Genomic DNA, 22064 nt, shown 5'->3' with positions numbered 1-22064 from the left:
AGGCGCAGGAGTCAGCCGTCGCCTTCGCGCTCCGCCAGGAAGCGTTCGAACTCCAGGCCGATCTCGTCCGCCGAGGGGATGTCCACGGGCTCGGCGAGCATGTTGCCCCGCGTCTCGGCGCCCGCCGCCGCGTCGTACTGGTGCTCGAGGCCCTGGACGAGGGCCACCAGTTCCTCGTCGCCCTCCTGGATCTGGCGGTCGATCTCGGTCTGGGTGCGGTGGGCCTCGGTGCGCAGGGCGTGCGCGATGCCCGGGAGGACCAGGCCGGTCGCGGCCGTGATGGACTCCAGGACGGTCAGGGCCGCGTCCGGGTACGGGGAGCGCGCGATGTAGTGCGGGACGTGCGCGGCGACGCCGAGGACCTCGTGGCCCGCCTCCATCAGGCGGTACTCCAGCAGCGACTCGGCGCTGCCCGGCACCTGCGCCTCGTCGAAGGGGCTGCGGTGGCCCGGGACGAGGTCGGTGCGGTTGCCGTGCGGGGTGAGGCCGACCGGGCGGGTGTGCGGGACGCCCATGGGGATGCCGTGGAAGTTGACGGACAGCCGGACACCGAGCCGCTCCACGACCTGCTGGACGGCGGCGGCGAAGCGCTCCCACTCCACGTCCGGCTCGGGGCCCGACAGCAGCAGGAAGGGCGCTCCGGTGGCGTCCTGGACGAGCCGTACCTCGATGGCCGGCACTTCGTAGTCGCTCCAGCGGTCGCGCTTGAACGTCAGCAGCGGGCGGCGGGCGCGGTAGTCCACGAGCCGGTCGTGGTCGAACCGGGCCACGAGTTGGTGGGGCAGCGAGTCGAGCAGCCGGTCGACGATCTGGTCGCCGGTCTCGCCCGCGTCGATGTATCCGTCGAAGTGGTAGAGCATGACAAGGCCCGCCGACTCCTGCGCCAGCGCCATGTCGACGACGGCCAGGCCCTTCGGCTCCCATGCGTACAAACCCTGCGGATCAAGCACAGTGACCGCTCCTCCTCGTGTTCACACGGAACAACGCGGAGGGCGGCGGCGGCATTCCCCCGATCATGAGGACAAGCCCCCCCCACCGGCCCGCAGACACAACACCGCAGATACGACACCGCAGACACAACACGGCAGACAAAAACACTGAGGGACCGCACCCCGAAAGGTACGGTCCCTCAGCCAGGAGCTATTGCTCAGTGAGCGTCAGCTCAGCTCTGGCCACCGGCGAGCTTCTCGCGAAGCGCGGCCAGCGCCTCGTCCGAGGCCAGCGCACCGGAGTTGTCCGGGCCCTCGGAGGAGTACGAGCCACCGCCACCGCCGGACGCGGCCGGAGCCGCACCCGCCGTGTCGCCGCCCTCGGCCGCGGCAGCGGCGTCGGCCTCGCGGGACTTGATGACCTGCTGCTGGTGCTGCTCGAAGCGGGTCTGCGCCTCGGCGTACTGGTGCTCCCAGGCCTCGCGCTGGGTCTCGTAGCCCTCGAGCCAGTCGTTGGTCTCGGGGTCGAAGCCCTCGGGGTAGATGTAGTTGCCCTGGTCGTCGTACGACGCGGCCATGCCGTACAGCGTCGGGTCGAACTCGACCGAGGCCGGGTCGGCACCGAAGGCCTCGTTGGCCTGCTTCAGCGAGAGGCTGATGCGGCGACGCTCGAGGTCGATGTCGATGACCTTGACGAAGATCTCGTCGTTGACCTGGACGACCTGCTCCGGGATCTCCACGTGGCGCTCGGCCAGCTCGGAGATGTGGACCAGACCCTCGATGCCCTCGTCCACGCGGACGAACGCACCGAACGGAACCAGCTTCGTGACCTTGCCGGGCACGACCTGGCCGATCTGGTGGGTGCGGGCGAACTGCTGCCACGGGTCTTCCTGGGTCGCCTTCAGCGACAGGGAGACACGCTCGCGGTCCATGTCCACGTCGAGGACCTCGACGGTGACTTCCTGGCCGACCTCGACAACCTCGGAGGGGTGGTCGATGTGCTTCCAGGAGAGCTCCGAGACGTGCACCAGGCCGTCGACGCCACCCAGGTCCACGAAGGCACCGAAGTTGACGATCGAGGAGACGACGCCGGAACGGACCTGACCCTTCTGCAGGGTCGTGAGGAACGTCTGACGGACCTCGGACTGGGTCTGCTCCAGCCAGGCGCGGCGGGACAGGACCACGTTGTTGCGGTTCTTGTCCAGCTCGATGATCTTGGCCTCGAGCTCCTTGCCCACGTAGGGCTGGAGGTCGCGGACACGGCGCATCTCGACGAGGGAAGCCGGCAGGAAGCCACGGAGGCCGATGTCAAGGATGAGACCACCCTTGACGACCTCGATGACGGTGCCGGTGACGATGCCGTCCTCTTCCTTGATCTTCTCGATGGTGCCCCAGGCGCGCTCGTACTGGGCGCGCTTCTTCGAGAGGATCAGGCGGCCTTCCTTGTCCTCCTTCTGGAGAACAAGGGCTTCGATCTCGTCACCGACGGCGACGACCTCATTGGGGTCGACGTCGTGCTTGATCGAGAGCTCGCGGCTCGGGATGACACCTTCGGTCTTGTAACCGATGTCGAGCAGGACCTCGTCCCGGTCGACCTTCACGATGACGCCGTCGACGATGTCGCCGTCGTTGAAGTACTTGATCGTCTCGTCGATCGCGGCGAGGAAGGCTTCCTCGTTACCGATGTCGTTGACCGCTACCTGCGGAGTGGTAGAGGTGGTCTCGGTGCTGCTCGTCATGTGGGAAAGGGCTCCGGTACGGACGGTGAGTCGTAGGTACTGCTTACGCCGGGAGCCCGTTTCGCTCTGAAGAAGCCGGACAGCCAAGGAAGCGCCTCACCAACCAACTGGTGATGGCGCCTCGACAACCGAGGGGACATACAACAGATGCGAGCGCAGCCTGCTACGTCTGAGGAGCGCAGGCCCGCAGCGCAACTTGTAGCATACGGGGGCAGCCGGGCAGGGTCAATGCGCGAAGGCGCACACCCGGGGCAGATCGCCGCATACCCGGCACAAAACCTGTCTCAGGAGGCCACGCGCGCCGGATGGCGCCCCATTCGTGACGGCCTCCGCGACGGGTTGGACGGAAGAGTACGACGAGGGAGCCGATCATCCAAGAGCCCGTATCGAACGAGGCCGCGCCCGGATCCGAAGCCGAGCCGGAGGCCACCCGGCGTGCCGCCGGGGTCACGGAGAGCTCCCGGGCCAACCGGGGCTGGTGGGACCGCAACGCCGACGAGTACCAGACCGAGCACGGCACCTTCCTCGGCGACGACCGCTTCGTCTGGGGGCCGGAGGGCCTGGACGAGGTGGAGGCCGAGCTGCTCGGCCCGCCGGAGGAGCTGAAGGGCAAGGACGTCCTGGAGATCGGCGCCGGCGCCGCCCAGTGCTCGCGCTGGCTGGCCGCGCAGGGCGCCCGCCCGGTCGCCCTGGACCTCTCCCACCGCCAGCTCCAGCACGCGCTGCGGATCGGCGGCTCCTTCCCCCTGGTCTGCGCCGACGCGGGCGCGCTCCCCTTCGCCGACGGCGCCTTCGACCTGGCGTGCTCGGCGTACGGGGCGCTGCCCTTCGTCGCCGACCCGGTGCTGGTGCTGCGGGAGGTGCGCCGGGTGCTGCGGCCGGGCGGCCGGTTCGTCTTCTCGGTCACCCATCCCTTCCGCTGGGCGTTCCCGGACGAGCCGGGCCCGGAGGGCCTGTCGGTCGCCGCCTCGTACTTCGACCGCACGCCCTACGTCGAGCAGGACGACGACGGCCGGGCGGTGTACGTGGAGCACCACCGGACGATCGGCGACCGGGTGCGCGACGTGGTCGCCGCGGACCTCCGCCTGGTGGACCTCGTCGAGCCGGAGTGGCCGGCCTGGAACACCGCGGAGTGGGGCGGCTGGTCCCCGCTGCGCGGCAACCTGATCCCGGGGACGGCGATCTTCGTCTGCGAGCGAAGCGAGATGGGGGCGCCCCCGGCCGGAGGCTGGGGGAGAGACTGAGCGTGTGATCCGTTACGACGCCCTGGACGCCCTTCCCGTCCGCAGTGCCCTGCCCGGTCTGACCGGCGCCCTGGAGGCGCACGGCACCGCGGTGCTGGTGGCCCCGCCCGGTACCGGCAAGACGACCCTGGTCCCGCTGGCGCTGGCCGGGCTGCTCGGCGAGGGCCCGGCGCGCCGGGTCGTGGTCGCGGAGCCGCGCCGGATCGCCGCCCGCGCCGCCGCCCGGCGGATGGCGTGGCTGCTGGGCGAGAAGACCGGCGAGAGCGTCGGGTACACCGTGCGCGGGGAGCGCGTCGTCGGACGGCACGCACGCGTGGAGGTCGTCACGACGGGGGTGCTGTTGCAGCGCGTCCAGCGCGACCCGGAGCTCGCGGGCGTGGACGTCGTGGTCCTGGACGAGTGCCACGAGCGGCATCTGGACGCGGACACGACGGCCGCCTTCCTGTGGGACGTACGGCAGGCGCTGCGGCCGGAGCTGCGGCTGGTGGCCGCGTCGGCGACGACGGACGCGGAGGGCTGGGCCCGGCTGCTGGGCGGCGCCCCGGTGATCGAGGCCGAGGGCGTCTCGTACCCGGTGGAGGTGGTGTGGGCACCGCCGGCGCGTCCCGTACGGCCGCCGCACGGCATGCGCGTCGACCCGGCGCTGCTGACGCATGTGGCGGCGGTGGTGCGGCGGGCGCTGGCCGAGCGGGAGGGGGACGTGCTCTGCTTCCTGCCCGGCGTCGGCGAGATCGCGCGGGTGGCCGGGCAGCTGGGCGACCTGGGCGGGGTGGAGGTGCTCCAGGTGCACGGCCGCGCACCGGCGGCGGTGCAGGACGTGGCGCTGTCGGACGGCGACCGGCGCCGGGTGGTGCTGGCGACCTCCGTCGCCGAGTCCTCGCTGACGGTTCCGGGAGTCCGGGTGGTGGTGGACTCCGGTCTCGCGCGGGAGCCGCGCGTCGACCACGCGCGCGGGCTGAGCGCGCTGACGACGGTACGGGCCTCGCAGGCGGCGGGACGGCAGCGGGCGGGCCGGGCCGGGCGGGAGGCGCCGGGGGCGGTGTACCGCTGCTGGACGGAGGCGGAGGACACGCGGCTGCCGCGCTTCCCCTCCCCCGGGATCAAGGTGGCGGACCTGACGGCGTTCGCGCTCCAGGCGGCGTGCTGGGGAGATCCGTCGGCGGCCGGCCTCGCCCTGCTGGACCCGCCCCCGGCGGGGGCCATGGCGGCGGCGCGCTCGGTGCTGTCGGCGATCGGGGCGGTGGACGCCGACGGGCGGGCCACGGAACGCGGAGCCCGGCTGGCGGAGCTGGGCCTGCACCCTCGGCTGGGGCGGGCGCTGCTGGACACCTCCGGCGCCGGGGCCGAGGTGGTGGCGCTGCTGTCCGAGGAGCCGCCGCGGGAGTACGGCGACGACCTGGCGGCGGCTCTGCGTGCCGCTCGGCGCGGCGGTGACGCCTACGCCGGGCGGTGGCGGGCGGAGGTACGGCGGCTGCGGAGCGCCGGCGGGGCGGCGGTCGCCGGGGAAGGCGACGACGCGCTGGCCGGAGCGGTGGCCGCGCTGGCGTTTCCCGAGCGGGTGGGCAGGGTCGAGGGTGGTTCGGTCCTCATGGCCTCCGGGACCCGGGCGGAGCTGCGGGAGGGCTCGCCGCTGCGTGGGGCACCCTGGCTCGCGGTCGCCGTGGCGGACCGTCCGGTGGGCAAGGGGCACGCGCGCGTGCAGCTCGCCGCCGTGGTGGACGAGGAGACGGCCCGGCAGGCGGCCGCTCCCCTGTACGCGGAGGGCGAGGAGGTCCGCTGGGCGGACGGGGACGTCGTGGCGCGCCGGGTGGAGCGGCTGGGCGCGATCGAGCTGACGGTGCGCCCGCTCAGGAACGCCGACGCCGCCCTCGTACGCGATGCCCTGCTGGAGGGGCTGCGGCAGGAGGGGCTGGGCCTGTTGCGGTGGTCGGCGGAGGCGGTCGTCCTGCGGCAGCGGCTGGCGTTCCTGCGGACGCACGTGGGTGACCCGTGGCCCGATGTCTCCGACGACGCTCTCCACGCGCGTGTGGCGGAGTGGCTGGAGCCGGAGCTGAGCCGTGCGAGGCGGCGGAGCGATCTCGGACGGATCAGTGCCGGGGAGGGTCTGAACCGGCTGCTGCCGTGGGCCTCGGGTGCGGCGGCGCGCCTGGAGGAGCTGGCGCCCGAGCGTCTCACCGTGCCGAGCGGGTCCAGGATCCGGATCGACTACACCAACCCCGAACAGCCCGTTCTCGCCGTGAAGCTCCAGGAGATGTTCGGCCTGCACGCGTCGCCGTCGGTGGCGGGGGTGCCGGTGCTGGTGCACCTGCTGTCCCCTGCGGGGCGCCCCGCGGCGGTAACGGCCGATCTCGCGTCCTTCTGGAAGGACGGATACAAGGGAGTGCGGGCGGAGCTGCGGGGGCGGTACCCGAAGCATCCGTGGCCGGAGGATCCTGCGACCGCCGAGCCGACCCGGCACACGGCGGCCCGGGCCCGGCGTCAGGCGGGCGGGAGCTGAAGGGCGAGCTGGGAGGCGCCGGTGGGGGCCGGGTCCCCGGGGCGGCGGCCTCGGACCTCCAGGTAGAGGGCGAGGGAGAGCAGGAGGACGCCGAAGGCCAGGAAGCCCCACGGGAGGTAGGCGGTGAGCAGCAGGATCAGGGTGCGGTTCGACTTCACCAGGTCGACGGTGTGGTCGATGTAGTCCTCGCGCATCTTCACATGGCCGGCGAACGCCGTGACCTTGTCGCGGTCGCCGAGCAGGGTGCCGCCGCGCAGCTCCTCCTTGTGGATCTCCTCGCCGTAGACGGGGGCGCCGGTGAGGGGTTCGACCCAGAACTTGCGGACGGTGGTGTACCAGCGGGTGGTGCCGGTGCCGGCGAGGGTCTCGGGGGTGATGCCGTCCACGGGCATCTTCTTGGGGTACGGCACCTCCGTCCACGGGACGGTCTGCTCGAAGTAGTAGACCTCGACGCCACGGAAGTCCTCGGTGCCCCGGTAGTGGATGGGCGCGGAGGTGCGGGTCTGGGCGTCGAAGTACTCGTAGGACCGCTTCTCCGTGAGGAAGGGCCACTTGAACTCGATGCCCTCGCGGCGCACGGGGTCGCCGTCGACCATCTCGCCGGGGGCGTGGACGGGTTCCTGGGTGTGGGCGTCGAAGATGTAGCGCTCGGGGATCCGGGAGACCATCTCGCCGTCGGGGCCCTGGACGTAGGAGAGGCCGTCCCAGACGACCACGTCCCGGCCCGCCGTCCGCTCGATCCGCTCGGCGGCTTCCACGTTGCCCTTGAGGGTCTGCACGATGGTGACCTTGGAGACCTTCCGCGCCTTCAGGGTCCCGTAGTCGAGGAGGGTGGCGTCCTTCGCCTCCAGGACCATGTCCTGGTACTGGTTCGGGGGGACCTTGGCCAGGCGCGGGAAGGCGTACCAGCGCAGCATCGGGGACAGCGCGGTGAAGAACACGGCGAAGGCGAGCAGCAGCAGACTGGCCTTGCGGCGCATCTCGGCCTCCCTCCCGGGCGGTTACGGATGTGCGGGCACCGTCGTCAGCAGCGGCTCCGGGGAGGTCTCGCCGGTCGGTGAGCCCAGCGCGGTGAGCGTGAACACCAGGGCGAGTGCGACGGCGAGGCCGGTCGCGGCGGCGATCAGGGCGCGCACGGTGCCTCCCGACGGGCCGGAGCTGATACTTCGTCAGGTCCGGCACCGTAGCAACCGCCGGGCGAGATGAGAACACGTCGCACACGACGACGGCGCCCCTCCGCTCCGGAGGGGCGCCGCCTGGGGTCGTCCTTACGCGCTGGGGCTGGGGCTGGAGCTCGGGCTGGAGCTGGGGGTCGCCGACGGGGTGGGCGACGCCGACTCGGCCGCCGCCACGGTCAGTTCGACCGTCAGCGTGGCGCCGCCCGCGGTGCTGATGCGGAGCAGGAAGGTGCCGGCGGTGTCGTCGGCGTACAGCTTCGGCAGCCTCAGCAGGCCGTCGGTGTCCGTCTTGAGGCCGGCCAGGGAGCGGACGGGGTTGCCGGCGGCGTCCTTGAAGTAGGGGCCCTTGTCGTTCGCCGTCGGGTCGTCCGCCGACGTGATCAGGGTGGCGGTGGCCGCGACCCCGTCCGCGACGGCGCCCTTGTAGGTGGCCTTCACCTCCACCTGGCCCGCGAACTCGCCGCCCGGGGCGCAGGTCAGCGCGGTCTCGGCGGTACGGGCCAGTCTGTCGGCGGCGCGTTCGGTGACCGTGGCCGTGTAGTCGAGCCCGGGGACCGAGCGGCCCACGACCGTCGTCCGGACGGTGAACTCGCCGATCTGCTCGCCCGCCTGGAGCGCGGGCGCCGTGGCCGTACCGCTGCTGTCGGTGAGGGCGGTGGCGTACTTCTCGCCGCCGGTGAAGGCGGCGTCGGTGTCGCCGACGATGGTGAAGCGGATCCGCACCTTGCCGACGCCCTTGCCGGCCGAGGTCTCGGCCCGGGTGCTGATCTTCTCGCCGAAGGCGTCGCCCGCCATCGCGGTCAACTTGGCGGTACCGGCATCGTCCAGGTGGTGCACCGTGTCGGTGGGGGTCCCCGGAGGCGTGGTGGGCGGCGTGGTGGGCGGGTTGGTGGGCGGGTTCGTGGGCGGGGGTGTCGACGGCGGCGTGGACGGCGGCGGAGTCGTCCCCGGGGGCGTCGTGGGCGGCGTGCTCGGCGGCCGCGAGGCCGGGGGCGACGGCCGCACCTGGGCCCCAACGTGGTCGTCGCTGCGGTCCTCGGGCAGGGTGCCGGTGCCGTCGGGGATCGCGTCGACGCCCTTGCGGTAGTGCTCCAGCCACGCCAGGACGGTGTTCAGGTAGTCCGTGGAGTTGTTGTAGCTGAGGATCGCGCTCTTGAGGTCGGCCCCGTCGGACAGGTCCCAGCCGAAGCGGCACAGGTAGTGGCCCGCGGCGAGCGCGGCGTCGTGGATGTTGTTGGGGTCCTTCTTGCCGTCGCCGTTGCCGTCGCGGCCCGCCCACTCCCAGGTCGAGGGGATGAACTGCATCGGCCCCACGGCACGGTCGTAGGAGCTGTCCCCGTCGTAGGCGCCGTCGTCGGTGTCGCTGATGTTCGCGAAGCCGATGCCGTTGAGCTGCGGGCCGAGGATCGGGGAGGTGGTGGTCCCGTCGGCGTTCACCCGGCCGCCGCGGGCATGGCCCGACTCGACGTGCCCGATGGCGGCGAGCAGCTCCCAGGGCAGGTTGCAGCCCGGCTTGGCCTCCCGCAGCGAGGCGGCGGCCTGCTGGTAGGCGGCCAGCACGGTCGCGGGTATCCCGGACTCGGAGTCCGTGGAGCCCGTCCCCCCGCCGCCCGCGCTCGGCGACGGCTCGGGGCTGTCCAGGGGCGGCAGGTCCGTGTAGTACGGCGAGTTGCCGGTCGCGCTCCCGCCGGCCGCGTCGGGGGTCGGCTGGGTGTCGGACGTGGTCCGTCTCCCCTGTTCGTCGACCGTCACACCCGGAGCCTGGGAGCCGGACAGCGCCGCGACCGCCAATGCGGCCACGGCGGCGGTGGCCGCACCTTTGTACAGCCTCCTGCCGAATTGCGCCGACATAGAGTGAACCCCTCCTGCGGACGCCGAGCGCCCGTCTCTGTCTGTCCCGTCGCCCTGTTGTGACGAACGACCCGCCCTGGAGGTTGCGCTCGCGGGGCCGTTCGGTTGTCCGCCCCCGAGCATCCGTCCGTTTTTGTCCGTAGATCGGCCGCGCTCCCCGCGCACCGGCCCAAGTGACCCTACGACAACTTCCGCGTCACGGGCACCCGTTCGCGTCCCGTATTCACCAGTTGGCCATGCGTGATACTGGGCGGGTCGATCATGTCCCACGCGAGGAGCGTCGGTGCCGTTCACCCTCAGCCATGCGGCGGCCGTGCTGCCCGCCGTGCGCACCGACGGAACGGGCCGGGGGCGGCTGGTGCCGGCCGTCCTGGTGGCGGGGTCGTTCGGGCCCGATCTGACCTACTACGCGGGCGGCGCGGTGCCCGGGGCGATGGAGTTCGGCGATGTGACGCACTCCTTCGCGGGCGTGTTCACGGTGGATGTGGCCATTTCCTGGGCGCTGGTGGGGCTGTGGCTGGTCATCCGTGAGCCACTCGTGGCCCTGCTGCCGCCGGCCCGGCAGGGCCGGGTGGCCGCCCTGCTGCGCTGCGGTGCGCCCCGCGCACGCGTGCGGCCGGAACTGGTGGGGTGGTGGTACGTCTCCGCGGTCCTCGGCGCGCTCACCCATGTCGTCTGGGACGCGTTCACGCACCTCGACCGCTGGGGGATGCGGCTGTTCCCCGTCCTCGGCGAGGAGTTCGCGGGGTCCCCTCTGTACTGGTATCTCCAGTACGGCGGTTCGGCGGTGGCGGCGGCCGTCATCGTGGGGTTCCTCGCCGTGGCGCTGCGGCGGATTCCGGCGGGGGTGCTGCCGGCCGGGGTGCCGGTGCTGTCCTCGCGGGACCGGTGGCTCGCCGGGGCGCTGCTGGCCGGCTGCGGGGTGGTGTTCGCGGTGCAGCGGGCGGTGCGCTGGTGGTCGTACTGGGGGTCGCGCGCGAAGCCCTGGGAGCTGATTCCGACGGTATGCTTCGGGGCGGGCGCGGGACTGGTGGTGGGGGTGCTGGTGTACGCCGTCGCGGTCAGGGTGTGGCGCCCGGCCCCGGTGCCGGTCGGGGCCGGTACCGGGGGAGGCGGAGGAGGGTGATGAGCTCCGCCCACAGGAGCAGCGTCGCGGTGAAGCCGGTGGGGATGCGCGGGGTGCTGGCCGTCGGCGCGTGTGCCGTCCGGCGATGGAGCAGGGGTGTGCGTATGCCCATGCCCGCATCCTGACGGGCGGGCTTGGGCGGTGGCGTCTTTGCGGGGGCCACGTGGGTGATGTCGCCTCGCGTCTGCCTGGTTGCTGTTTGTTCGGGGCGCGGGTCATCTGTGGCTTGTCGCGCAGTTCCCCGCGCCCCTTCCGGGGCGCTCCCCTTGCGGAGTTTTAATGTGCTGCTGATTCCCAGTCCTGGCCCCCGCCTACCGAGACGCCCAGGGGGACGTCCAGGCGGACCGCGGTGGACATCTGCTCGCGGACCAGGGCCTCCGCCCGGTCCCGCTCGCCGGGGGCGATCTCCAGGACGATTTCGTCGTGGACCTGGAGGAGCATGCGGGACTTCAGGCCGGCCTCGCGCAGCGCCTCGTCGACCTTGAGCATGGCGATCTTGACGATGTCGGCCGCCGTGCCCTGGATGGGGGCGTTGAGGGCCATGCGCTCGGCCGCCTCGCGGCGCTGGCGGTTGTCGCTGTTGAGGTCGGGGAGGTAGCGGCGGCGGCCGAAGAGGGTCGCCGTGTAACCCGTCGCCCTCGCCTCGTCGACGGCTCGGCGCAGATAGTCCCGTACGCCGCCGAAGCGCTCGAAGTAGGCGTCCATCAAGGCACGGGCCTCGCCCGCCTCGATGTTCAGCTGCTGGGAGAGACCGAAGGCCGACAGGCCGTACGCCAGGCCGTAGGACATCGCCTTGATCTTGCGGCGCATCTCGGCGTCCACCGCGCCGGGCTCCACGGCGAAGACCTGGGAGGCGGCCGTGGTGTGCAGGTCCTCCCCCGAGGTGAACGCCTCGATCAGGCCCTCGTCGGCGGACAGGTGGGCCATCACTCGCAGCTCGATCTGGCTGTAGTCGGCCGTCATCAGGGACTCGAAGCCCTCGCCGACCACGAAGCCCCGGCGGATCGCGCGGCCCTCGTCGGTGCGGACCGGGATGTTCTGGAGGTTGGGATCCGTCGAGGAGAGCCGGCCGGTCGCGGCGACCGTCTGGTTGAAGGTGGTGTGGATCCGGCCGTCCGCCGCGATCGTCTTGATCAGGCCCTCGACGGTGACCCGCAGCTTCGCCTGCTCACGGTGGCGGAGCATGATCACCGGGAGTTCGTTGTCCGTCTGCGTGGCGAGCCAGGCCAGGGCGTCGGCGTCGGTGGTGTAGCCGGTCTTGGTCTTCTTCGTCTTCGGCAGGCCCAGCTCGCCGAAGAGGACCTCCTGGAGCTGCTTGGGCGAGCCGAGGTTGAACTCGTGCCCGGCGGCCGCGTGCGCCTCCTTCACCGCCTGCTGCACGGCGCCCGCGAACATCTGTTCCATCGCTTCCAGGTGGGCCCGGTCCGCGGCGATGCCGTGCCGCTCCATCCGGGCCAGCAGCGCCGAGGTGGGCAGCTCCATGTCGCGCAGCAGATCGGCGGCGCCGACCTCCTGGAGCCGGCCCTCGAAGGCGCCGCCCAGGTCGATGACCGCGCGGGCCTGGATCATGAGCGCCTCGGCCTCGGCGCCGTCGTCCGCGCCGAAGGCGAGCTGGCCGTCGGCCGTGGCGGCGGGGGCCAGCTCGCGGTGGAGGTACTCCAGGGACAGCGCGTCCAGGTCGAAGGAGCGCCGGCCCGGCTTGACCAGGTAGGCGGCGAGGGCGGTGTCCATGGTGACGCCGTCCACGGTCCAGCCGTGCTCGGCGAAGACACGCATCACGCCCTTGGCGTTGTGCAGGACCTTGGGGCGGGCGGCGTCGGCCAGCCAGGCCAGGAACGCGTTCTCGTCGGTCTCGTCCAGCTCGGACGGGTCGAACCAGGCCGCCGGACCGCCGGCCGTGGCCAGCGCGACCTCGGCCACCGAGCCGGTGCCGAGCGCCCAGGTGTCGACGGTGGCGACACCGAGGGGCGCGGTGCCGTGCTCGGCCAGCCACGGGGCCAGCTCGCCGGTGCCGAGCACCTTGCCGTCCAGCTCCACGCCGTCCGCGACGACCGGGGTCTCCTCGGCCGCCTCGGCGCCCGGGTCGACCGCCAGCAGCCGCTCCCGCAGGGAGGGGTTACGGATCTCCAGGGTGTCGAGGATCATCGCGACGGCCTTGCGGTCGTACGCGGTCCGCTCCAGGTCGGCGACCGTCTTCGGCAGCTCGACCGTGCACACCATCTCGGTCAGCCGGCGGTTGAGCTTGACCGCCTCCAGGTGGTCGCGGAGGTTCTGGCCCGCCTTGCCCTTCACCTCGTCGACCCGCTCGACCAGCTCCGCGAACGAGCCGAACTGGTTGATCCACTTCGCGGCGGTCTTCTCCCCGACGCCCGGGATGCCCGGCAGGTTGTCGGACGGGTCGCCGCGCAGGGCCGCGAAGTCGGGGTACTGCGCGGGCGTCAACCCGTACTTCTCGAAGACCTTCTCCGGGGTGAACCGGGTCAGCTCGGAGACGCCCTTGGTCGGGTACAGCACGGTCGTGTGCTCGCTGACCAGCTGGAAGGAGTCCCGGTCGCCGGTGACGATCAGCACCTCGAAGCCCGCGGCCTCGGCCTGGGTGGCGAGGGTGGCGATCACGTCGTCGGCCTCGAAGCCGTCGACCGCGAAGCGCGAGACGTGCATCGCGTCCAGCAGCTCGCCGATCAGCTCGACCTGGCCCTTGAACTCGTCGGGGGTCTTGGAGCGGTTCGCCTTGTACTCGGTGAACTCCTCCGAGCGCCATGTCTTGCGGGACACGTCGAAGGCGACCGCGAAGTGCGTGGGCGCCTCGTCGCGCAGCGTGTTCGCCAGCATCGACGCGAAGCCGTAGATGGCGTTCGTCGGCTGGCCCGTCGCGGTGGTGAAGTTCTCCGCGGGCAGCGCGAAGAACGCGCGGTAGGCCAGGGAATGCCCGTCCATGAGCATCAGCCGCGGACGGCTGCCGCCGGGGTTCGTTTCGGTCTTCTTCGATGCTGTCTCTGCCACGTCCCCGATCCTGCCACGCCGCACTGACAGTCGGAGCCCACGGCCGGATCAGCCGGCGCCGGGCGGTTCCCGCAACCATTGCCCGCGACCGGCGGCGATCCCGGGCACGGGCGTTGTCACTGACACGTGCGAGGATCGGAGACGTACCTCACACACGCAGTCATAAGGAGAGCGTGCGATGGCGACGAAGCCGCCCAAGGGTGATCCGGTGCAGGACGCGCCGCAGGTCGCCGAGCCGCAGCACGCCGCGGCGGGGCTGCCCGCCATCGGGCACACCCTGCGCATGGCCCAGCAGCAGATGGGCGTCAAGCGGACCGCGCTGACCTTGCTGCGGGTCAACCAGAAGGACGGCTTCGACTGCCCCGGCTGCGCCTGGCCGGAGCCGGAGCACCGGCACACCGCGGAGTTCTGCGAGAACGGCGCGAAGGCCGTCGCCGAGGAAGCCACCCTGCGCCGGGTGACCCCGGAGTTCTTCGCCGCGCACTCCGTCGCCGACCTGGCGACCCGCAGCGGCTACTGGCTGGGCCAGCAAGGGCGGCTGACCCACCCCATGTACCTCCCCGAGGGCGGCAGCCACTACGAGCCGGTCACCTGGGAGCGCGCCTTCGACATCGTCGCCGAGGAGCTGACGGCACTCGCCTCCCCGGACGAGGCGCTCTTCTACACCTCCGGGCGGACCAGCAACGAGGCGGCGTTCCTCTATCAGCTCTTCGCCCGCGAGTTCGGCACCAACAACCTGCCGGACTGCTCGAACATGTGCCACGAGTCGTCGGGCTCCGCGCTGATCGAGACCATCGGCATCGGCAAGGGCAGCGTCCTGCTGGAGGACCTCCACCGCGCCGACCTGATCATCGTGGCCGGGCAGAACCCCGGCACGAACCACCCCCGGATGCTCTCCGCGCTGGAGAAGGCCAAGGCGAACGGCGCCAAGGTGATCAGCGTCAACCCGCTGCCCGAGGCCGGACTGGAGCGGTTCAAGAACCCGCAGACCCCGCAGGGCATGCTCAAGGGTGCCGCCCTCACCGATCTGTTCCTGCAGATCCGCATCGGCGGCGACCAGGCGCTGTTCCGGCTGCTGAACAAGCTGATCCTGCAGACCGAGGGGGCCGTCGACGAGGAGTTCGTCCGCGCGCACACGCACGGTTACGAGGACTTCGCGGCCGCCGCGCGGGACGCCGACTGGGACGAGACGCTCACCGCGACCGGTTTGTCCCGGGAGGAGATCGAGCGGGCCCTGGCCATGGTCCTCGCCTCCGAGCGGACGATCGTGTGCTGGGCGATGGGCCTGACCCAGCACAAGCACGCCGTGCCGACCATCCGCGAGGTGGTCAACTTCCTTCTGCTGCGCGGCAACATCGGGCGCCCGGGCGCGGGCGTGTGCCCGGTGCGCGGGCACTCCAATGTGCAGGGCGACCGCACCATGGGCATCTTCGAGCGGCCCGCGCCGGCCTTCCTGGACGCGCTGGAGAGGGAGTTCGGGTTCGCGCCGCCGCGGGAGCACGGCTATGACGTCGTCCAGGCCATCCGCGCGATGCGGGACGACAAGGCGAAGGTCTTCTTCGCGATGGGCGGCAACTTCGTCTCCGCCTCGCCCGACACGGAGGTGACCGAGGCGGCGATGCGGCGGGCGCGGCTGACGGTGCATGTGTCGACCAAGCTGAACCGCTCGCACGCGGTCACCGGTGCGCGGGCGCTGATCCTGCCGACGCTGGGGCGTACCGAACGTGATCTGCAGGGCAGCGGCGAGCAGTTCGTGACCGTCGAGGACTCCATGGGCATGGTGCACGCCTCGCGCGGGCGGCTGGAACCGGCGAGCACGCGGCTGCTGTCGGAGCCGGCGATCGTCTGCAGGCTGGCGCGGCGGGTGCTCGGGCCGGACAGCCGGGTGCCGTGGGAGGAGTTCGAGAAGGACTACGCCACGATCCGGGACCGGATCGCGCGGGTGATCCCGGGGTTCCAGGACTTCAACGCGCGCGTGGCGCGTCCTGGCGGGTTCGCCCTGCCGCACGCGCCGCGCGACGAGCGGCGGTTCCCGACGGCGACCGGCAAGGCCAACTTCACCGCGGCGCCGGTGGAGTATCCGGAGCTGCCCGAGGGGCGGCTGCTGCTGCAGACGCTGCGGTCGCACGACCAGTACAACACCACGATCTACGGGCTCGACGACCGCTATCGGGGAATCAAAAACGGGCGGCGGGTGGTGCTGGTGAACCCCGAGGACGCCCGCGCGCTCGGCGTGGCGGACGGGGCGTACGTCGATCTCGTCGGCGAGTGGCGGGACGGGGTCGAGCGGCGCGCTCCCGGGTTCCGGGTGGTGCTCTATCCGACGGCCCGGGGGTGTGCGGCGGCGTACTACCCCGAGACCAATGTGCTGGTGCCGCTGGATGCCACGGCGGACACCAGCAACACCCCGGCGAGCAAGTCCGTCGTGGTGCGTCTGGAACAATCGGCGGCCGACTGAGCGTTTGCTCAGTACCGACGACGAACGGAGTGCCACCCATGGGCGAGCAGCAGCAGGTGAAGTTCCCGCAGGAGGTCATCGACGAGTACGCCGCGCTCGGGGTGGATCTGCCGGCGCTGTTCTCGGCGGGGCATCTGGGGACGCGGATGGGCGTGCAGATCCTGGAGGCGTCGGCGGACCGGGTGGTCGGCACGATGCCGGTGGAGGGCAACACCCAGCCGTACGGCCTGCTGCACGGCGGTGCGTCCGCGGTGCTGGCGGAGACGCTGGGCTCCGTGGGATCGATGCTGCACGGAGGGTCCTCGAAGATAGCCGTGGGCGTGGACCTGAACTGCACGCATCACCGCGGGGCACGCTCGGGCCTGGTCACGGGTGTCGCCACACCGGTGCACCGGGGCCGCTCCACCGCGACGTACGAGATCGTGATCACCGACGAGCAAGGCAAGCGCGTGTGCACGGCCCGGCTGACCTGCCTGCTGCGGGATGTGACGCGCAGTGACGCGGAGCGCTTCGGCGGTGGCACCACCGCCTGAGCCGGGGCCCCCTGCCCCGCCGCTCCGGCCGCCGCTCTGTCCCAACAGGGCCCGGCGCGCCTAGCGTCGGGGCATGACGATGGGACGGACCCGCAGGGCGGAATCGGCACTCCGGCCGGCACTTCTGACGCCACTCCTGACGGCACTCCTGGCCGCCGGTGCGATCACCGGATGCGCGGACACGGGCTCGCGGACGCCGGCGGACGGCCCCGCGGGCACCTCGCCGTCCCCGCGGACCACACCGCCCGAGGAGCTGTGCACCCGGCTCGTCGCCCACTGGTCCCGGGAGGTCCTGGACGGCGACACCTACGGTGACTACCAGTCGATGGGGCTGTCGAACGGACAGTACGAAGTCCTGCGGGACGTCGTGGACGCCGCCCGGGCCGAGAAGGCGCGCCGCGGTGAGCGGGCGGCCGACGCGCTCATCGACCGCCGCGCCCACGAGGGTTGCGTGCGCTGGTACCGCAACGGCGGCCCGAGCAACGGGCCGTGGCAGTGAGCGGCGTCGGCCCGGTCGAGCCGGGCGAGGGCACCCACGTACAAGAGCCGTTCCCTGCACCGGAGTTCACACCACCACACGGACGGACGGCGCCACTGCGACGCCTGCTCGGCCGGCACCGCCGCGCCGCTGTCGCGGCCGGGACAGCGGCCGCCCTCCTAGCGGGCGGCGGTTACCTGTACGCCACCCGCCCGCAGCCGCCCCCTGCCGCCGCCCCGCCGTACCCCTCCCAGGTCGTCGACATCCGGTACCTGAGCAGGACGGTCTCCCGCGACCCCGACGAGGCCGCCGGTTTCCGCTTCGACGTCGCACTGAGCGTGCTGTCCGGCCCGCCCGTCACCGTGACCGCGATCAGTCAGCCCTATGCCGGGCTCTCCGTGACCGCCTCCCCGCGACCGCCCTTCCGGACCGAGGCGGGATCATCCCGCAAGGTCACGATCACCTTGCGGGCGACGGATTGCGGAAAAATACCCGGGAACGCCGGACTGCCTTTTCTGGACGTAACTCTACGTAATACACGCGCAATACAGATGCACAGTTTCATCCTGGGCTCACGCTACGCACGGGATCTCTCGCACGCCCAACAGGTAGCCTGCGGCATCAAATAGTTGTCACTACCAAAACCCTTGAGACGCCTGAACAACGTCTGCCGGGCCTGCAACTTCTCAGAATGCGGACAGGGCGAACCGTACGGAATCCTGCAGATCTACCCACTCAGTACCGCTCTGCATTACGTCGTGTCATAACAAGAGCGTCACAGCATTCGCCAGGTACTCCTCCACGTTCCCCTCACACGCCTAGAGTCACGCCCAGTCACCGCGCCGTCGGAATGTCACTTCGGCCCAGCGCTCGACTCGGCCGCTTCCAGAGGGAAGGGCCGCGCCAGGGAAAGGACTGATCGTGCGTCAACGTTCGCTCATCGCCATCACCGCCGCGCTGGCGGCAGGAGCACTGACCCTCACCGCCTGTGGCTCGCGCGACGACGACGGCGGCTCGGACTCCGGCGGCGGCGGCACCAAGGTCATCATCGGTGTGGACGCCCCGCTGACCGGTGACCTCTCCGCGCTCGGTCTCGGCATCAAGAACTCCGCCGACCTCGCCGCCAAGACGGCCAACAAGGACAACTACGTCGACGGCGTCACCTTCGAGATAAAGGCCCTCGACGACCAGGCGCAGCCCTCCTCCGGCCAGCAGAACGCCGCCACGTTCGTCGCCGACAAAAACGTCATCGGCGCTGTCGGCCCGCTGAACTCCTCGGTCGCGGAGTCCATGCAGAAGGTCTTCGAAGACGCCAAGATGGTCCAGGTCTCCCCGGCCAACACCGGCCCCGGCCTCACCCAGGGCGCCGACTGGCAGACCAACAAGGTCCGCACCTACAAGTCGTACTTCCGCACCTCGACCACGGACGCCATCCAGGGTCCGTTCGCCGCGCAGTACGTCTACAACGACAGCAAGAAGACCAAGGTCTTCGTCATCGACGACAAGAAGACCTACGGCGCCGGTCTCGCCGCCACCTTCACCGACGAGTTCAAGAAGCTCGGCGGCAAGATCGTCGGCACCGAGCACATCAACCCCGACACCAAGGACTTCTCCGCGGTCGCCACCAAGGTGAAGAAGTCCGGTGCCGATGTCGTCTACTACGGCGGCGAGTACCCGCAGGCCGGCCCGCTCAGCAAGCAGATCAAGGCCGCGGGCGTCAAGGTCCCGCTGGTCGGCGGCGACGGCATCTTCGACCCGACCTTCATCGAGCTGGCCGGCAACGACAGCGCCGGCGACCTCGCCACCTCCGTGGGCGCCCCGCTGGAGGAGCTGGACTCCGCCAAGAAGTTCGTCGCCGACTACAAGGCGGCGGGCTACAAGGAGGACTTCGCGGCCTACGGCGGCTACTCCTACGACGCCACCTGGTCGATCATCGAGGCCGTGAAGAAGGTCGTCGAGGACAACGACGGCAAGCTGCCGGACGACGCGCGCGCCAAGGTCACCGCCGCCGTCCAGAACGTCAGCTTCGACGGCGTCACCGGCAAGGTCGCCTTCGACGAGTTCGGCGACACGACCAACAAGCAGCTCACGGTCTACGCCGTCGAGAACGGCGAGTGGAAGGCCGTCAAGTCCGGCACCTACACCGGCTGACCCACCGCACCAACCCCTTGAGCCGCGCGGGGCGCCGCATTACAGGCGCCCCGCGCGGACTCACATACGGCCCCATCCACTCGACATCCGAAGTCTCGGAGGACATGCGGTGAACGAACTGCCGCAGCAGCTGGTCAACGGCCTGCTACTGGGATCCATGTACGGGCTGGTCGCCATTGGCTACACGATGGTCTACGGCATTGTCCAGCTCATCAACTTCGCCCACGGCGAGATCTTCATGACCGGGGCGTTCGGCGCCATCACGGTCTATCTCTACATCCTGCCCGACGGCACCTCCATGGCCATCGCGCTGCCCCTGATGCTGATCGGCGCCATGCTCGTCGCCACCACCGTCGCCGTGGGAGCGGAACGATTCGCCTACCGCCCCCTGCGGGGCGCCCCCCGACTCGCCCCCTTGATCACCGCCATCGGCCTCTCCCTCGCCCTCCAGCAGGCGGTCTGGGCCTGGTACCCCGAGGCCGACTCCCCGATCAAGTTCCCGCAGATCGAGGGCGGACCCTTCGAGATCGGCAGCGTCACCATCCAGACCGGTGACATCTTCCTGCTCCTCGCCGCCCCCATCAGCATGGCGATCCTCGGCTACTTCGTCATGAAGACCCGCACCGGACGCGGCATGCAGGCCACCGCCCAGGACCCCGACACGGCCAAGCTCATGGGCGTCAACACCGACCGCATCATCGTGGTCGCCTTCGCCCTCGGCGCCATCTTCGCCGCGGTCGGCGGAGTCGCCTACGGCCTCAAGTACGGCCAGATCGACTTCCGCATGGGCTTCATCCTCGGCCTCAAGGCCTTCACCGCGGCCGTCCTCGGCGGCATCGGCAACATCTACGGAGCCATGCTCGGCGGCCTCGTCCTCGGCATCGCCGAATCCTTGTCCACCGCCTACATCGCCGACATCCCCGGCATGGACAAGTTCGGCAGCCAGTCCTGGGCCGACGTCTGGGCCTTCGTACTCCTCATCCTCGTACTGCTGTTCAGGCCACAGGGCCTGCTCGGCGAGCGCGTCGCGGACAGGGCGTGACACCGATGACCACACAGACCACCGCACCCGAAAGCGCCGGGACCCCCACCACCGGCACCCCCACCGGCCTGGTCGGCATCCCGCCGCACATCGGACGTGCCCTCGCCACCGGCGGCGGCGTCCTCACCATCCTCTCCACCTTCCTCGCCTGGACCTGGACCAACGAGTTCCCCGGCGACCTCACCGTCTACGGCTACCCGGGCGGCCTCCAGGTCCTCGTCCTCATCGGCGGCGCCCTCACCGCCCTCTTCGGCCTCGCCTCCTACGGCATCAAGGGCCTGCGCTGGCTCATCCCGGCCGGCGCCGACAGCGCCATCAAGCTCGCCGCGCTCGGCGCCTTCGTCACCGCCTGGTACACCGTCATCGCCATCAGCACCAAGCTCGGCGGCGTCGTCAACCTCGAACCCGGCGGCTACGTGGCGGCCGCGGCCACCCTCACGGCCCTCCTCGGCGCCCTCGCCCTCCCCTTCGAGCGGCCCGCGCCCGACCCCGTCGACCCCGACGACACCGCCTGGGAACACGTCCGGCACAACACCCGGCACAACCTCGGCATCCTGCGGGCCTCCGTCGCCACCGGCCCCGTCAAGGCCCAGGCCCGCGCCCTGCCCGCCTACGCCGAGATCCTCGTCATCGTCGCGGCCCTCGCCGTCGGCCTGACCGTCTTCACCTACGGCATCGGCACCGAATACGACGAACTCTTCATCGGCTTCCTGATCACCGCGGGCTTCGGCTTCGCCGCCGGCGCCAAGGCCGGACTCATGAGCCGGATCACCGCGATCACCGCCAAACACCGCAACGTGACGATGATCGGCGCCTTCGTCGCAGCAGCCGCCTTCCCCTTCACCCAGTCCGACGACCGGTACGCCACCATCGGCGTCTACATCCTCATCTTCGCCACCGTCGCCCTGGGCCTGAACATCGTCGTCGGCCTCGCCGGCCTCCTCGACCTCGGATACGTCGCCTTCCTCGGCGTCGGCGCCTACACCGCGGCCATGGTCTCCGGCTCCCCCTCCTCGCCGTTCGACCTCCACCTGCCGTTCTGGCTCTCCGCCATCCTCGGCGCCGCCGTCGCCATGGTCTTCGGCGTCATCATCGGCGCCCCCACCCTGCGGCTGCGCGGCGACTACCTCGCCATCGTCACCCTCGGCTTCGGAGAGATCTTCCGCATCACCGTCCTCAACACCGACGGCACCTCCGGACCCGACATCACCAACGGCTCCAACGGCATCTCCTCCGTACCCAACCTCAACATCCTCGGCTTCGACTTCGGCGCCGAACACAACATGCTCGGCGTCACCATCGGCCGGTTCTCCAACTACTTCCTGCTGATGCTGCTAATCACCCTCATCGTCGTCGTGGTCTTCCGCCGCAGCGCCGACTCCCGCATCGGCCGCGCCTGGGTCGCCATCCGCGAGGACGAGACCGCCGCCGAAGCCATGGGCATCAACGGCTTCCGCGTCAAACTCATCGCCTTCGCCCTCGGCGCGACCCTCGCCGGACTCGCCGGCACCGTCCAGGCCCACGTCACCTACACCGTGACCCCCGAGCAGTACCAGTTCGCCCACGTGGTCCCGCCCAACTCCGCCTTCCTCCTGGCAGCCGTGGTCCTCGGCGGCATGGGCACCATCAGCGGCCCCCTCGTCGGCGCCGCCCTGCTCTACCTCATCCCCGCCAAGCTCCAGTTCCTCGGCGACTACCAGCTCTTCGCCTTCGGCGTCGCACTCGTGCTGCTGATGCGCTTCCGACCGGAAGGCCTCATCCCCAACCGGCGCCGCCAGCTCGAATTCCACGAAGACGCGGAACCGCCCACAGTCCTCAGCAAGGCAGGGGCCTGA

15 protein-coding genes are annotated in these 22064 nt (G+C 71.0%); 9 read left to right on the top strand and 6 right to left on the bottom strand.

All coding sequences use genetic code 11. From position 1 onward, the window contains the following. Nucleotides 1–11 precede the first annotated feature (11 nt). Together ACFYW5_RS21580 and rpsA are read right to left on the bottom strand one after the other, a co-directional pair. Complete coding sequence (locus ACFYW5_RS21580; protein WP_389418652.1) at nt 12–950, bottom strand: PAC2 family protein; 939 nt, start codon at nt 948–950, stop codon at nt 12–14. A 212-nt stretch (nt 951–1162) separates the two neighbouring features. Next, nucleotides 1163–2668, bottom strand: coding sequence for a 30S ribosomal protein S1 (gene rpsA, locus ACFYW5_RS21575; RefSeq protein WP_250070474.1), 1506 nt, complete (start codon nt 2666–2668; stop codon nt 1163–1165). Nucleotides 2669–3036: 368 nt separating this feature from the next. On the opposite strand from rpsA, the gene ACFYW5_RS21570 reads away from it, so the two are divergent. Together ACFYW5_RS21570 and hrpB are read left to right on the top strand one after the other, a co-directional pair. Then, nucleotides 3037–3912: a class I SAM-dependent methyltransferase gene (locus tag ACFYW5_RS21570; RefSeq protein ID WP_389418870.1), complete on the top strand. Its 876-nt coding sequence runs from the start codon at nt 3037–3039 to the stop codon at nt 3910–3912. A 4-nt stretch (nt 3913–3916) separates the two neighbouring features. Then, complete coding sequence (gene hrpB, locus ACFYW5_RS21565; RefSeq protein WP_389418651.1) at nt 3917–6409, top strand: ATP-dependent helicase HrpB; 2493 nt, start codon at nt 3917–3919, stop codon at nt 6407–6409. Here hrpB and ACFYW5_RS21560 read toward each other — a convergent pair. From ACFYW5_RS21560 to ACFYW5_RS21550, 3 genes are all read right to left on the bottom strand, one after another. Further along, nucleotides 6391–7389 (bottom strand): DUF3068 domain-containing protein, encoded by a 999-nt coding sequence (locus tag ACFYW5_RS21560; protein WP_389418650.1) that lies wholly within the window; start codon nt 7387–7389, stop codon nt 6391–6393. The two genes, hrpB and ACFYW5_RS21560, sit on opposite strands and share 19 nt — an antisense overlap. 21 nt (nt 7390–7410) lie before the next feature. Beyond that, complete coding sequence (locus ACFYW5_RS21555) at nt 7411–7545, bottom strand: SPW_0924 family protein (protein WP_389418649.1); 135 nt, start codon at nt 7543–7545, stop codon at nt 7411–7413. Nucleotides 7546–7677: 132 nt separating this feature from the next. Further along, the gene (locus ACFYW5_RS21550) at nt 7678–9438 is read right to left on the bottom strand and encodes a lytic transglycosylase domain-containing protein (protein ID WP_389418648.1); all 1761 of its coding nucleotides are present in this window, start codon (nt 9436–9438) and stop codon (nt 7678–7680) included. 283 nt (nt 9439–9721) lie between these two features. On the opposite strand from ACFYW5_RS21550, the gene ACFYW5_RS21545 reads away from it, so the two are divergent. After that, nucleotides 9722–10564 carry a DUF4184 family protein gene (locus tag ACFYW5_RS21545; RefSeq protein ID WP_389418647.1) on the top strand — a complete coding sequence of 281 codons (843 nt, stop codon included), beginning with the start codon at nt 9722–9724 and terminating at the stop codon, nt 10562–10564. A 276-nt stretch (nt 10565–10840) separates the two neighbouring features. On the opposite strand, the gene polA is transcribed toward ACFYW5_RS21545, so the two are convergent. Then, a complete protein-coding gene (polA, locus tag ACFYW5_RS21540) occupies nt 10841–13567 on the bottom strand; it encodes a DNA polymerase I (RefSeq protein ID WP_389418646.1) in 2727 nt (908 codons plus the stop codon). A gap of 178 nt (nt 13568–13745) precedes the next feature. On the opposite strand from polA, the gene ACFYW5_RS21535 reads away from it, so the two are divergent. The 6 genes from ACFYW5_RS21535 to ACFYW5_RS21510 all read left to right on the top strand — a co-directional run bounded on the left by ACFYW5_RS21535 (nt 13746) and on the right by ACFYW5_RS21510 (nt 22064). Beyond that, on the top strand, nt 13746–16025 hold the full coding sequence (locus ACFYW5_RS21535) for an FdhF/YdeP family oxidoreductase (protein WP_389418645.1): 2280 nt from the start codon (nt 13746–13748) through the stop codon (nt 16023–16025). A 38-nt stretch (nt 16026–16063) separates the two neighbouring features. Continuing rightward, nucleotides 16064–16558, top strand: a complete 495-nt coding sequence (locus ACFYW5_RS21530) for a PaaI family thioesterase (RefSeq protein ID WP_389418644.1) — start codon at nt 16064–16066, stop codon at nt 16556–16558. Nucleotides 16559–16631: 73 nt separating this feature from the next. After that, a complete protein-coding gene (locus ACFYW5_RS21525; RefSeq protein ID WP_389418643.1) occupies nt 16632–17057 on the top strand; it encodes a hypothetical protein in 426 nt (141 codons plus the stop codon). 900 nt (nt 17058–17957) lie between these two features. After that, on the top strand, nt 17958–19187 hold the full coding sequence (locus ACFYW5_RS21520) for a branched-chain amino acid ABC transporter substrate-binding protein (protein ID WP_389418642.1): 1230 nt from the start codon (nt 17958–17960) through the stop codon (nt 19185–19187). Between the two features lie 109 nt (nt 19188–19296). Beyond that, complete coding sequence (locus tag ACFYW5_RS21515; protein ID WP_389418640.1) at nt 19297–20229, top strand: branched-chain amino acid ABC transporter permease; 933 nt, start codon at nt 19297–19299, stop codon at nt 20227–20229. 5 nt (nt 20230–20234) lie between these two features. After that, nucleotides 20235–22064 carry a branched-chain amino acid ABC transporter permease gene (locus tag ACFYW5_RS21510; RefSeq protein WP_389418639.1) on the top strand — a complete coding sequence of 610 codons (1830 nt, stop codon included), beginning with the start codon at nt 20235–20237 and terminating at the stop codon, nt 22062–22064.

It is taken from the genome of Streptomyces sp. NPDC002779, from assembly GCF_042888685.1.
In the GTDB taxonomy this organism is placed as follows: Bacteria; Actinomycetota; Actinomycetes; order Streptomycetales; family Streptomycetaceae; genus Streptomyces.
Note: the sequence above shows the minus strand (reverse complement) of the source record. Positions and strands in the feature narration are given on the sequence as shown.